This window comes from Tepidimonas fonticaldi, assembly GCF_001675355.1.
GTDB lineage: Bacteria > Pseudomonadota > Gammaproteobacteria > Burkholderiales > Burkholderiaceae_C > Tepidimonas > Tepidimonas fonticaldi.
The window spans coordinates 209,577-221,212 of record NZ_LZDH01000045.1 but is presented as its reverse complement, the minus strand read 5'-3'; the positions used below and the strand labels follow the sequence as shown (position 1 = coordinate 221,212).

13 protein-coding genes are annotated in these 11,636 nt (G+C 70.1%); 2 read left to right on the top strand and 11 right to left on the bottom strand.

Annotated elements, in window-relative coordinates; translation table 11 throughout:
• Window positions 1–9 precede the first annotated feature (9 nt).
• The 5 genes from A9O67_RS05185 to mnmG all read right to left on the bottom strand — a co-directional run bounded on the left by A9O67_RS05185 (window position 10) and on the right by mnmG (window position 4,756).
• On the bottom strand, window positions 10–558 hold the full coding sequence (locus tag A9O67_RS05185; RefSeq protein WP_068608056.1) for an RBBP9/YdeN family alpha/beta hydrolase: 549 nt from the start codon (window positions 556–558) through the stop codon (window positions 10–12).
• 13 nt (window positions 559–571) lie between these two features.
• Entirely contained in the window at window positions 572–1,342 is a 771-nt protein-coding gene (locus tag A9O67_RS05180; protein WP_068608055.1) for a ParA family protein, read from the bottom strand.
• A 31-nt stretch (window positions 1,343–1,373) separates the two neighbouring features.
• The gene (locus tag A9O67_RS05175) at window positions 1,374–1,988 is read right to left on the bottom strand and encodes a LysE family transporter (RefSeq protein WP_068608052.1); all 615 of its coding nucleotides are present in this window, start codon (window positions 1,986–1,988) and stop codon (window positions 1,374–1,376) included.
• A gap of 66 nt (window positions 1,989–2,054) precedes the next feature.
• On the bottom strand, window positions 2,055–2,753 hold the full coding sequence (rsmG, locus tag A9O67_RS05170) for a 16S rRNA (guanine(527)-N(7))-methyltransferase RsmG (RefSeq protein WP_068608051.1): 699 nt from the start codon (window positions 2,751–2,753) through the stop codon (window positions 2,055–2,057).
• Complete coding sequence (gene mnmG, locus A9O67_RS05165) at window positions 2,750–4,756, bottom strand: tRNA uridine-5-carboxymethylaminomethyl(34) synthesis enzyme MnmG (RefSeq protein WP_082955376.1); 2,007 nt, start codon at window positions 4,754–4,756, stop codon at window positions 2,750–2,752. Before mnmG ends, rsmG begins: the two co-directional genes overlap by 4 nt.
• A 106-nt stretch (window positions 4,757–4,862) precedes the next feature.
• Here mnmG and A9O67_RS05160 point away from each other — a divergent pair, with 106 nt between their 5' ends.
• The gene (locus tag A9O67_RS05160) at window positions 4,863–5,156 is read left to right on the top strand and encodes a YkgJ family cysteine cluster protein (protein ID WP_068608048.1); all 294 of its coding nucleotides are present in this window, start codon (window positions 4,863–4,865) and stop codon (window positions 5,154–5,156) included.
• An 11-nt stretch (window positions 5,157–5,167) separates the two neighbouring features.
• On the opposite strand, the gene vapC is transcribed toward A9O67_RS05160, so the two are convergent.
• The gene (gene vapC / locus A9O67_RS05155; RefSeq protein ID WP_068608044.1) at window positions 5,168–5,581 is read right to left on the bottom strand and encodes a type II toxin-antitoxin system tRNA(fMet)-specific endonuclease VapC; all 414 of its coding nucleotides are present in this window, start codon (window positions 5,579–5,581) and stop codon (window positions 5,168–5,170) included.
• A 17-nt stretch (window positions 5,582–5,598) separates the two neighbouring features.
• Window positions 5,599–5,832 (bottom strand): type II toxin-antitoxin system VapB family antitoxin, encoded by a 234-nt coding sequence (vapB, locus tag A9O67_RS05150; RefSeq protein WP_068608303.1) that lies wholly within the window; start codon window positions 5,830–5,832, stop codon window positions 5,599–5,601.
• 248 nt (window positions 5,833–6,080) lie between these two features.
• Here vapB and A9O67_RS05145 point away from each other — a divergent pair, with 248 nt between their 5' ends.
• Window positions 6,081–6,278, top strand: a complete 198-nt coding sequence (locus A9O67_RS05145) for a YgaP family membrane protein (RefSeq protein ID WP_068608042.1) — start codon at window positions 6,081–6,083, stop codon at window positions 6,276–6,278.
• A gap of 43 nt (window positions 6,279–6,321) precedes the next feature.
• Here the strand turns inward: A9O67_RS05145 and A9O67_RS05140 are convergent, their stop codons facing one another.
• The 4 genes from A9O67_RS05140 to A9O67_RS05125 all read right to left on the bottom strand — a co-directional run bounded on the left by A9O67_RS05140 (window position 6,322) and on the right by A9O67_RS05125 (window position 11,544).
• Window positions 6,322–8,127 carry a putative bifunctional diguanylate cyclase/phosphodiesterase gene (locus A9O67_RS05140; protein WP_231960219.1) on the bottom strand — a complete coding sequence of 602 codons (1,806 nt, stop codon included), beginning with the start codon at window positions 8,125–8,127 and terminating at the stop codon, window positions 6,322–6,324.
• 15 nt (window positions 8,128–8,142) lie between these two features.
• Window positions 8,143–9,714, bottom strand: a complete 1,572-nt coding sequence (locus A9O67_RS05135) for a methyl-accepting chemotaxis protein (protein ID WP_068608038.1) — start codon at window positions 9,712–9,714, stop codon at window positions 8,143–8,145.
• Between the two features lie 105 nt (window positions 9,715–9,819).
• On the bottom strand, window positions 9,820–10,503 hold the full coding sequence (locus A9O67_RS05130; RefSeq protein WP_068608032.1) for a Crp/Fnr family transcriptional regulator: 684 nt from the start codon (window positions 10,501–10,503) through the stop codon (window positions 9,820–9,822).
• Between the two features lie 147 nt (window positions 10,504–10,650).
• Window positions 10,651–11,544: an LpxL/LpxP family acyltransferase gene (locus A9O67_RS05125; RefSeq protein ID WP_068608030.1), complete on the bottom strand. Its 894-nt coding sequence runs from the start codon at window positions 11,542–11,544 to the stop codon at window positions 10,651–10,653.
• Window positions 11,545–11,636 lie beyond the last annotated feature (92 nt).

Below are 11,636 nucleotides of genomic sequence, written 5' to 3'. Positions count from 1 at the left end.
TACAGGGTGTCAGACCCCGGGCGCCGCATCGCGCCACGGGGCGATCCAGTCCAGGGCCTCGGGCCAATCGCCCAGGCCGGATTCGGCGTTGAGGTGGCCCCGCGCGCCGGCATCGATGAAGCGGCTGCCCCAGTCCGCAGCCAGCCCCTGCGCACGTTCGAAACGGCAATAGGGATCGTCGCGGCTGGCCACCAGGACGCTGGAAAACGGCAACGCGCGACGTACGATCGGCGCCCAGCCGGGCAGGTGCGCGGCCAAATCGGGCTGCTCCACATCCCCCGGCGCCACCAGCAGCGCGCCGCGCACGCGGCCGGTGTGGCGCGAATGCACCGCCCACGCCGCCGTCAGGATGCAGCCCAGACTGTGCGCCACCAGCACCACCGGCCCAGCGGCATCGCCCACCACATCCTCCAAGCGCGCCATCCAGTCGCCGCGCCGCGGCGTTAGCCAGTCGTGCTGCTCCACCCGCACAAAGCCGTATCGCTGCTCCCAGCGGGTCTGCCAGTGTTGCGGGCCGCTGCTCAGCCAGCCCGGCAAGGTCAGCACCTGCACCGCCATATTCGCCCCCGGGTCAGAACCGCTCGACCCGCGCCACCATCTCGCGCGCAAAGTCGACGAAGGCCTTGGAGCCACGGGCCGACGGATCGAACACCACGCCGGGCAGCCCGTAGCTGGGCGCCTCGGCCAGCCGCACGTTGCGCGGGATGACGGTGTCGAACACCTTGTCGCCAAAGTGACCCTTGAGCTGTTCGCTGACCTGCTGCTGCAGCGTGATGCGCGCATCGAACATCACCCGCAGCAGGCCGATCAGCTTGAGGTCGCGGTTCAGGTTCGCATGCACCTGCTTGATGCTGTTGACCAGATCGGACAGCCCCTCCAGCGCGAAATATTCGCATTGCATCGGCACGATGACGCCATGCGCCGCGCACAGGCCGTTGAGGGTGAGCAGACTCAGCGACGGCGGGCAGTCGATGAGCACGAAATCGTAGTCGCCCTGCACCGCCGCCAGGGCGTCGCGCAGGCGGTGTTCGCGCTGCTCCAGCGCCACCAGCTCGACCTCGGCGCCGGCCAGTTCGCGGTTGGCGCCCAGCACGTCGTAGCCGGCCGCCTCGCTGCGGCGGGCGGCCTCGCGCACGGCGGCGCTGCCCAGCAACACCTCGTACACCGTTGGGGCCAGGGTGCGCTTGTCCACGCCCGAACCCATGGTGGCGTTGCCTTGCGGGTCCAGATCCACCATCAGCACCCGCTGGTCCACCTGGGCCAGCCCGGCCGCCAGATTGACCGTGGTCGTGGTCTTGCCCACTCCGCCTTTCTGGTTGGCAATACAGAACACGCGCGCCATGCTCAGCCCTCCTCCCCCAACCGACCGCGGCTCATTTGGACAGCGCCAGCTTCAGACCAAAGCCCACGAGCAGCGTGCCGGCCACCCGATTGAGCCAGGTGGTCAGCCGCGGGCTGGCGCGCAGCCGTTCGGCCAACCGGTGCGTCAAGCCGACCACGACCACGCCATAGGCGAAGGTCAGCGCCGCGATGGTGGCTGCCATGACACCAAAGGTGACCAGCCCCTGGTGCCGCGCCGGATCGACGAACAGCGGAAAGAAAGCCATGTAGAACACGATCGCCTTGGGGTTGAGCAGGGTGATCATCAGGCTTTGCCGAAAGTACTGCCCGGCGCGCAGATGCAGCACCGGCGCCGAACCGGGCCGCGCCCGCAGCATGCGCACACCCAGCCAGGCCAGATAGGCCGCCCCCAGCCACTGCACAGCCGCAAACGCGGCCGGGTACGCCAACAGCAGCGCCGCCACGCCTGCCACGGCCAGCCACATCAGCATCTGGTCGCCGGCGATGACACCGAGCGTCGCGGCCAGCCCGCCACGAATGCCCCCTTTGCCGGTGGCGGTCACGAGCGCGAGATTGCCGGGCCCCGGGATGGCCAGAAACACCAAAATGGCGACGACGAAGGCACCGTAATCGGCAATACCGAACATGGCGGATCCCGCAGGCTGATCAGGAAAAGCGGCGGAGCCACACGCACCGCGCCGGAAGGACGGAGTTTACGGGGATTCCGCGCGCACGGGCCGCATCCAGACCAGACAGCGTTCGGCATCCAACCCCGGCACGGTCAGCGGTTCCACGTGAAACACCTCGACGTCGGCCGGCAGAGCGGCCATCTCGTCGTGGGGCACGCGCCCCTTCATCGCCATCCACACCCCATGCGGGGCCAGCGCCGCGCGCGACAAGACCGCAAAATCCGTCAGCGACGAAAAGGCGCGCGAGCAGATCAGGTCGAACGGCCCCTTCAACGACTCGACGCGGGCATGCACCCCGCGCAAGTGGGGTAGGCGCAGACTGGCCGCCACCTGACCGACGAATGCCGCCTTCTTGGCCACGGCGTCCACACACGTCACCTGCAAATCGGGGCAGGCAATGGCCAGCACGACGCCGGGCAGCCCGCCGCCCGAGCCGACGTCCAGCACGCGAACCGGCGCCGCCGACAATCCCTCGGGCGCCTGGGCGGGCACCGGCGGCAAGCCCAGATGGCGACGCAACGGCGCGACCACCGCCAAGCTGTCCAGCAGGTGGTGGGTCAGCATCTCGGCCGGCGCACGCACGGCGGTCAGGTTGTACACCCGGTTCCATCGCTCCAGGGCCGCCATGTAGTCCAGCAACTGGCGCACGGCCGCGTCCGGCAGGGCCAGACCCAAAACCGCCAACCCCTCCCGCAAAGCGGGCTCCAGCGGATCCGTCGTCATGCGGCGCGCGCCTCGCCGGGCGTCGCCTCGGGGGCGTCCTGCGGCCCGGCAACGGTCGCCCCCTCGAAGCCTTTGAAGCGACCTCGCTTCAAATGGATCAACAGCAGCGAAATCGCCGCCGGCGTAATGCCCGAAATGCGCGCCGCCTGCCCGAGGGTCTCCGGCCGATGCTTCTGCAGCTTTTGCCGCACCTCGATGCTCAGCGCCGCCACCTGCATATAGTCCAGGTCGGCCGGCAGCTTCAGATGCTCGTAGGCGGCGGCGCGCTGCACCTCGTCGCGCTGGCGCTCGATGTAGCCGGCGTACTTGGCACCGATCTCCACCTGCTCCACCACTGGGGCATACAGCTCGGCCAGCGTTTCACGTGAAACACCGCCATCGGCAAACCGCCCGCCCTCCAACGACATCAGCGCGGCGTAACTCACCCCCGGTCGGCGCAGCAGGTCGAACAGGTTGTACTCGTGATCGATACCCTTACCCAACACGCGCTCGGCCTCCGCCACGGAGACGATGCGCGGGTTGACCCAGGTGGACTTCAGCCGCTCGGTTTCACGTGAAACCGCATCGCGCTTGCGGCAAAAAGCGTCCCACCGCGCATCGTCCACCAGCCCCAGGCGGCGCCCCGTCTCGGTCAGGCGCAGGTCGGCATTGTCCTCGCGCAGTTGCAGCCGGAACTCGGCCCGGCTGGTGAACATGCGGTACGGCTCGGTCACGCCCTTGGTGATCAGGTCGTCCACCAGCACACCCAGGTAGGCCTCGTCGCGCCCGGGCACCCATGGGTCGCGCTCCTGCACCTGCAGCGCGGCGTTGATGCCAGCGAACAGGCCCTGCGCCGCCGCCTCCTCGTACCCGGTGGTGCCATTGATCTGCCCGGCAAAAAACAACCCCCGGATGGCCTTGGTCTCAAAAGTCGAGCGCAGCGCCCGCGGGTCGAAGTAGTCGTACTCGATCGCGTAGCCGGGGCGCAGGATGTGCGCATTCTCCAGCCCCGCGATGGAGCGCACGAGCGCATACTGAATGTCGAACGGCAGACTGGTGGAAATGCCGTTGGGGTACACCTCGTGCGTGTCCAGCCCCTCCGGCTCCAGAAAGATCTGGTGGCTGTCCTTGTCCGCAAAGCGGTTGATCTTGTCCTCCACGCTGGGGCAATAGCGCGGCCCGACGCCTTCGATCTTGCCGGTGAACATCGGGCTGCGATCGAAGCCGCTGCGGATGATCTCGTGCGTGCGCGCGTTGGTGTGCGTCACCCAGCACGGCACCTGTGCGGGGTGCATCTCCGGCCGGCCCAGAAAGCTGAACACCGGCACCGGCTGACCCTCGGTGTCGGAGCCCGGCATGCCGTCGCCGGGCTGCACCGTGCAGCGCGACCAGTCGATGGTGCGGCCATCCAGCCGCGGCGGCGTGCCCGTCTTGAGCCGCCCCTGGGGCAGTTGCAGCTCCTTGAGGCGCGCGGACAGACTGATGGCCGGCGGATCGCCCGCGCGGCCCGCGCTGTAGTGCTGCAGGCCGACGTGAATCTTGCCATCCAAAAAGGTGCCGGCGGTCAACACCACGGCGCGGGCGCGAAAGCGCAGCCCGATCTGCGTCACCGCCCCGACCACGCGGTCGCCTTCCACCATCAGGTCGTCCACGGCCTGCTGGAACAGCCACAGATTGGGCTGGTTTTCCAACCGGCGGCGGATCGCGGCCTTGTACAGCTTGCGGTCGGCCTGCGCGCGCGTGGCGCGCACGGCCGGGCCCTTGCTGGCGTTGAGGATGCGAAACTGGATCCCCCCTTCGTCGGTCGCGATGGCCATCGCTCCGCCCAGGGCGTCCACCTCCTTGACCAAATGGCCTTTGCCGATGCCGCCGATGCTGGGGTTGCAGCTCATCTGGCCCAGGGTTTCGATGTTGTGGGTCAGCAGCAACGTGCGACAGCCCATGCGGGCCGCGGCCAGCGCGGCCTCGGTCCCGGCGTGGCCGCCGCCGACGACGATGACATCGAACTCTTGGGGATACAGCATGGACCGAAGGCTCCAGCGACAGCGGGCCGCGACCCACCACAGGCCCGGCCCCTAGAATCGGCAAAGGGTGAAATTGTCCCATGTTCACCCCAACCCTGCACACATCATGCGCTCCGACACCCCGATTGCCTGCCGCCCGGGCTGCGGCGCCTGCTGCATCGCGCCGTCGATCAGCAGCCCCATGCCCGGCCTGCCGCACGGCAAACCGGCCGGTGTGCCCTGCCCGCACCTGGACGACGCCCGCCGCTGCCGGCTGTTCGGCCGACCGGAACGGCCCGCCGTCTGCCAGGGGCTGCAACCCAGCGCCGATATGTGTGGCGACGGGCCGCAGCACGCGCTGGCCTGGCTGACCCGGCTGGAACACGCCACCCGGCCCGGCGCCGAGCGGTCGTGCGGCTAGCGTGGACACCTTCAGGCCGCGTCCGCGGGCAGCCAGTTCTGTACTTCCAGCGCTGGCACACGCTCGAATTCCGCCACGTTGTTCGTGACGAGCACCAAGCCCTCGCTGCGGGCATGTCCGGCGATGTGCAAGTCGTTGACCCCGATGGGCGTACCATTCTTTTCGAGTGCCGCCCGGATCGCGCCGTAATGCTGGGCGGCCTTGAAGCCATAGGGCAAAACCTGCAAGCGACTGCAGAAGTCCTCGATGGCCAACAGGTTTTCATGCACGCGCTGGCTTTTCTCTGCACCATGCAGCAGCTCCGCCAAGGTGATGGCAGAGATGGCCATGCGGCCCGCGTTGGCGTTGAAGATGGGCAGCAGCCCGCGGGGGCGGCGTTTCAATACATAGATGACGATGTTGGTATCCAACAGATAACGCAGCATCAGGGAGCCCCTCGCTGTCAGAGCGCTTCCCGCTGTGCCTGATGCTGGTCGGGCCGATCGGCCAGAAAATCCTCGCTGACAGGCGGTCCGTCGAGGAAGAAACTGTCCCACGTGTGACCCACGGGCGCAATGATGCGCTCCAGCCCGTTGGCCCGAACATTCACCTTATGGACCCCTTCAGGCAGCCGCATGTCCAGCGGAATGCGAACCGCCTGGCTACGATTGGTCACGAAAACGGTCCCGATCGACATAGAAAGCCCCCTGTGTGCCATATCGTCGCTGTATATCGCTTCACCCACAGGCTTGTCAAGAAGAAGACCAACAAAGGGGGGTGAGCAACCCAATCCGCACCCGCCCCCCATTGGATACCGGGTTTCACGTGGAACGCTCCGGCAACAGAACCGGTCAGCGCCCCTGCAACGCTTGCCATTTGTCAAGCAGCCGTCGTACAGTCGGGGGTATCGTTGGTGATTTCGTCAATCCCACAGGAGGTTTCACCATGACCCGTAACGTTGGCGGTATCGACCGCGTCCTGCGCATCGTGCTCGGCCTGGTGCTCATCGCACTGGCCGCCACGGGCACCGTCGGCCTTTGGGGCTGGATCGGCGTGGTGCCGCTGGCCACCGGCCTGATCGGCTGGTGCCCGCCCTACGCCATCTTCGGCATCAACACCTGCAAGGCACCGCAGGATCAGTAACCCCTGCCCGCATAGCCGCTAGACCGTCCGGCGAGCGCAACCGCTACGCCGAATGGCAGCCCATCGCCCCGGCCGCCGCCCCGCCTGCCGCCTCACCCGACAACCGGGCGGCCAGCGCCTCCGGCGGCAACGCCGGGGCAAACAGCCAGCCCTGATACGCGGGGCAGCGGCAGCGGCGCAGAAAGTCCAGTTGGGCGGGGTTTTCCACCCCTTCGGCGACCACGTCCCGCCGCAGGGTGCGCGCCAGCGCCAGCACGCCGCGCACCAGCACGCCGTCGGTGGTGTCCTCGGGGATGTGCTGCAGGAAGGTGCGGTCAATCTTGAGCCGCTGCACCGGCAATTGCTTGAGCACCGCCAGCGACGAGTGCCCGGTGCCGAAATCGTCCAGCGCGATGGTCACCCCTTCGTCGGCCAGCGCCGTGAGCGTGCGGCGCGCCTGGGTGGGGTCGGTCATGGCTTGGGATTCGGTGATTTCCAGCTCCAGCAGCGCGGGCGCCACCCCGTGCCCCTGCAGCACGTCGCGCACCTGGGCCGCGAGGCCCGGCTGGCGAAACTGCTGCGGCGACAGATTGACCGCCACGCGCAGGTGCAGGCCCTGATCGACCCAGGCGCGCAGTTGGCGGCAGGCCTCGTGCAACACCCAGTCCCCCAGCGGCAGGATCAGGCCGGTGGCTTCGGCCACGGGGATGAAGCGCGCCGGCGGGATCGCCCCCAGCTCGGGATCGGTCCAGCGCAGCAGCGCCTCCACCCCGACCACCGCGCCGTTGCGAACATCCACCTGTGGCTGGTAATGCAGCGCCAGCCCGCCATAGCGCAGGGCGTGCTGCAGACGGTCCGTCAACCGCGCGCGCTCGTCCATGGCGTGCGAGAGCGCCGGCGCATAGCGTGCGGGCTGCTGGCGCCCATCGGCCTTGGCGGCATACAGGGCCAGATCGGCGTCGCGCATCAGCGCATCCGCGTCGCGGGCGTCCTGGGGGCAGCAGGCCACGCCGATCGATCCGCCAACGGCCAACTGAAGGCCGTCGATGTGCATCGGCCGCCCCAGCGCCAGCAGCAGCTTGTCGGCCACGCGCAGCGCGTCGGGCGGCGAATCCACGCGCGGCAGCAGCACGGCAAATTCGTCGCCCCCCAGCCGGGCGACCACGTCGTCGGTGCGCACGGTCTCGCGCAGGCGCTGCGCCACCTGCTGCAGCACGCGGTCGCCCACCGGGTGGCCGTGGGTGTCGTTGATGCCCTTGAAGTCGTCCAGATCCAACAACAGCAGCGCAGCCGTGTGGCCGTGGCGCACCGCGGCCGCCGCCGCCTCGCGCAACTGCAGCATCAGGTGCCCGCGGTTGGCCAGCCCGGTCAGCACATCGTGCGCGGCCAGGTGGCGCAGCCGCTCGGTCAGGCGGCGCGTCTCGGTCACGTCGCGCACGAAGGCCACCACGCACGGTCCGTCGCGCCAGGTGCCCAAGCCCAGCGCGATGTCCACCGGTACCAGACAGCCATCGGCACGGCGCAGGGTCAGGTCATCGATGCGGCCCATGGGCCGCTCGTGGGGATGCGCGAAAAACTGCTGCAGCCGCCGGCCGTGGCTGCCGCGCGCCGACTCCGGCAACAGGATGTCGAGCGGACGCTCCAGCAAGCTGGCCTCGGTATAACCCGTCAGGCGCAGCAGGGCCGGGTTGGCGCCAACGATGATGCCTTGGCGATCGACGACCAGAATGCCATCCGGCGCGGCATCGAACACCGCCCGCTCCAGGGGCCCAAACTCCTGCTGCAAGGCGTGTTCGGCCTGTTCGATCAGAAAGGCGGGGATGCCCGGATCGTGCGCCGAGTTCGCGGAAGCGGGCATCGACATCGGCATGGTGCGGCGCTCCGGTCAGCCGCGGGCGCCGGTGCGCCACACGGACACGGCACCGGCCAGTCGCTCCGCCTGCGCGTGCAGGCTGCGCGCGGCGCCGGAGAGCTCCTCCACCAGCGCGGCGTTCTGCTGCGTGCCCTGGTCCAGCATGGCCACGGCTTCGCCGATCTGGCCGACGCCGGCCGACTGCTCGGCGCTCGCGGCCGAAATGTCGTTGATGAGCTGCGTCACTCCCTTGATCTGTTCCACGATGGCGGCGATGCGCGCGCCCGCCTGCTGGGCCTGGGCCACACCGTCGCCCACCTGCTGCACGCTGCCCTGGATGAGGGCCTTGATCTCTTTGGCCGCCTCGGCGCTGCGCTGGGCGAGCGCCCGGACCTCCCCGGCGACCACGGCAAAGCCCCGCCCGGCCTCGCCAGCACGGGCCGCCTCCACGGCGGCGTTGAGCGCCAGGATGTTGGTCTGGAAGGCGATCGAGTCGATGACCGCCGTGATGTCCGCGATGCGCTGCGAACCGGCCGCAATGCGGTCCATGGTCTGTGCCACGTCGGTCATTTCGCGGCCACCGGCCTCCGCCGCCTCCATGGTGCGGCGCGCCAGGTCGCTGGCCGACCGGGCATGGTCGGCGTTTTGCTGGACGGTGGAGGTGATCTGCTCCATGGAAGCTGCCGTCTCCTCCAGGCTGGCGGCGGACTGCTCGGTGCGTTGGGACAGGTCGTCGTTGCCCTGGGCAATCTGCTCGCTGGCCGCGCTGACCCCGGCCACCTGGGCGGCGACATCGTCCACCAGGGCACGCAGGTTGAGGCCGGCCTGGTTGACGGAGCGCGCGAGCAGACCGATGTCGTCCACCCGGTCCAGGGGCGGCTCGGTGTAGAGGTTGCCGGCCGCCACCGCCTGCGCATGGCAGCGGATGGCGTGCAGCGGGCGCACCATTTGCCACGACAGAAAGGCATCGGCCAGCGCGGCACCGGCCACCGCCGCGCCGCCCAGGGCCCACGCCGGCCAGCCGCCCGCCCCCAGCGCCGCCCAGGCCGCAGCGCCCCCCGCGGGCAGCAGCGCCGCGCCCCAGACCGCCAGCCGCATGCGGGTGGCCGTGCTGGCGCACTGCAACAGGCGGCGCCCTGCGGCCAGCCAACCGGTGCGCACCACCAGCCCGCGGTGAAAGGCCCAGCCCCGCGCGCGCCCCTCACGGAAGGCGGCGTACAGGCGCTCGGCAGCGTCGATCTCGGCCCGCTCGGGCGCGGTGCGCACCGACAGATAGCCCACCAGTTGCCCGTCGCGCACCATGGGCGCGGCATTGGCCCGCACCCAGTAGTGATCGCCATTCTTGCGGCGGTTTTTGACCAGCGCCGTCCACGACACCCCCGACTGGATGGTCTTCCACATGTCGGCAAAGGCCTCGGGCGGCATGTCGGGATGCCGCACCAGGTTGTGCGGCTGGCCGATCAGTTCTTCGGCCTCGTAGCCGCTGACGGCGACGAAGGCCGCATTGGCGTAGGTGATCCGCCCCTTGGGGTCGGTGGTGGACAGCAGCGTGACACGGCCGTCGAAGGCGTACTCGCGTTGCGTGACGGGCAAATTGCGGCGCAAGGCTCGATCCCCCCTGCATGGATGTGCTCAGAGAACCCAGCCTGCCACAGACCGGTCATTGGAGGGATAGGGTTTGACCGCGATCAAGCCCGCGCGTGACATTTGTCACGCGAAACGTCGGTTGATCGCATCGTCGGCGGCGCGTGTGTCCTGCCGCGCCACGGGCAGGCCGCCATCGGGCATGGGCAGCGCCGCATCGGCCCCCGCCGGGGGCAGCACCACGATGCGGCGGCGCTCGCCGCGCTGCAGACGGCCGGCCCGCACCAGGGTTGCGATGGCGCGCGAGACCGTCTCGGGCGCGCAGGCGGTCAGCTCGGCCAGCACCTCACGGTCCGGCAGCACCACGCGGTGGGTGTCGGCGGTGGCCGCCAGACCGCGCAGCGCGGCCTCCACCCGCTGCGCGGCCAGGGGCAGCCGGCCGATGGCCGCCCAGTCGGCCAGGGTCTCGGCCATGCGCACGCATTCGGCCAGCACCGCCGCCGAAACGGCGGGCGCCACCGCCCCCGGCACGACCGCCCGTGCGCAGACCCGCGCGTCGGTCAAGGCCACGGCGTCGACCGGGGCGGCGTCCTGCCCCGCCAAGACGCGCAAGCCCAGGGTCTGCCCGGGGCCGATCACGGCGATGGCCCGCCCCGGCCCGGCGGGCCCTTGGCGGCGCAGCGTCAACAGGCCCACCTTGGCGGCCAGTACATGCCGCACGGGTTCGCCCTGGCGCAGCACGGGCTCGCCGGCGGAGACGCCGAATTCCACGATGCCGTCGCCCCCCTCGGTTTGCCCGAGGCGGGCCACCAGGCAACGGGGCGACCGGACACACGTCGCACAGCGCGTCGTGCCCGCAGCCGCCGCAGAGAGCAGGCGCGTGGGAGGCATAACATTTCATTCTGTTGACGCGCGCGGGCTTTGTCCAGCGCCCGGGCGACCGGCTTTTGCGCTGCGTCAATAAAGCCCGGGGGCGCCCGGCGGGCGCGTCTTGAAGCGGCGGTGCAGCCAGTGGTACTGGCCCGGGGTTTCGGCAATCCAGCGCTGCAGCTCCGCATTCATGCGGGCGGCGTCGGCCTCGTCGTCTCCGCTGGGGTAGTCCGCCCAGGCGGGGCCCACCCAGACCCGATACCCTTGGGCATCCAGCCGCGCCACCACCGGGATGACCGGCGCATGCGCGGCCGCCGCCAGCCGGGGCAGCGAGGTGACCGTGGCCGCCGGCACCCCAAAAAACGGCACGAACACCGACTGCGCGGCGCCCAGGTCCATGTCGGGCAGCAGGCAAACCGCCGCCCCGTCGCGCAGCGCACGCACCACGCCACGCACCCCCTCGCGCCGCGACACGATCCGCGGGGCCCCAAACCGCCCGCGCCCACGGCGGGCCCAGGCGTCCAGTGCGGGGTGGGACTGGGGGGCGTACAGCGTGGCCCACGGGCGATCGAATGCCAGCGTCATCCGGGACCAGGCCGCGTCCAGCCCCACGAAATGCGGCACGAACAGCAGCCGGGGGCCGGGCTCGGACAGCGCGGCCCAAGCGCCCTCCAGCCGCACGCGCCGGGTAATAACCGCGGGCGGGGCATGCCACAGCCACACCCGGTCCACGAAAGCCTGGCCAAAGTGACAAAACGTCTGCCACGCCCAACGGCGGCGCTGCGCCGGGCTGGCCTGGGGAAAGCACAGCGCCAGATTGCGGTGCACCACCGCACGCCGCCGCACGGCCCCCAAATACAACACGGCGCCCAGCGCCGCGCCCGCCGCGCGCAACCACGGCAGGGGCAGCCGCGCCACCCAGCGCAACCACCAGGGGCCGGGGGCCGTCTCGATACCAGAGGGGGTGGGCGGGGTGTTCATGCGCGGGCGCATGATAGCCGCCCCGGCAGCTTCGACCGGCGCGGCCGCGCCCTGCCACGGCGGCGACAGCGGCCGCGCGACAGACGCGGCCC

Bases quoted from the DNA above. Each gene is read 5' to 3' on its own strand.
- A9O67_RS05125 (WP_068608030.1), bottom strand. From the start codon at position 11,544: ATGAACACCCCGCCCACCCCCTCTGGTATCGAGACGGCCCCCGGCCCC.
- A9O67_RS05185 (WP_068608056.1), bottom strand. From the start codon at position 558: ATGGCGGTGCAGGTGCTGACCTTGCCGGGCTGGCTGAGCAGCGGCCCG.
- A9O67_RS05145 (WP_068608042.1), top strand. From the start codon at position 6,081: ATGACCCGTAACGTTGGCGGTATCGACCGCGTCCTGCGCATCGTGCTC.
- mnmG (WP_082955376.1), bottom strand. From the start codon at position 4,756: ATGCTGTATCCCCAAGAGTTCGATGTCATCGTCGTCGGCGGCGGCCAC.
- rsmG (WP_068608051.1), bottom strand. From the start codon at position 2,753: ATGACGACGGATCCGCTGGAGCCCGCTTTGCGGGAGGGGTTGGCGGTT.
- A9O67_RS05175 (WP_068608052.1), bottom strand. From the start codon at position 1,988: ATGTTCGGTATTGCCGATTACGGTGCCTTCGTCGTCGCCATTTTGGTG.
- A9O67_RS05160 (WP_068608048.1), top strand. From the start codon at position 4,863: ATGCGCTCCGACACCCCGATTGCCTGCCGCCCGGGCTGCGGCGCCTGC.
- vapB (WP_068608303.1), bottom strand. From the start codon at position 5,832: ATGTCGATCGGGACCGTTTTCGTGACCAATCGTAGCCAGGCGGTTCGC.
- vapC (WP_068608044.1), bottom strand. From the start codon at position 5,581: ATGCTGCGTTATCTGTTGGATACCAACATCGTCATCTATGTATTGAAA.
- A9O67_RS05180 (WP_068608055.1), bottom strand. From the start codon at position 1,342: ATGGCGCGCGTGTTCTGTATTGCCAACCAGAAAGGCGGAGTGGGCAAG.
- A9O67_RS05140 (WP_231960219.1), bottom strand. From the start codon at position 8,127: ATGCCGATGTCGATGCCCGCTTCCGCGAACTCGGCGCACGATCCGGGC.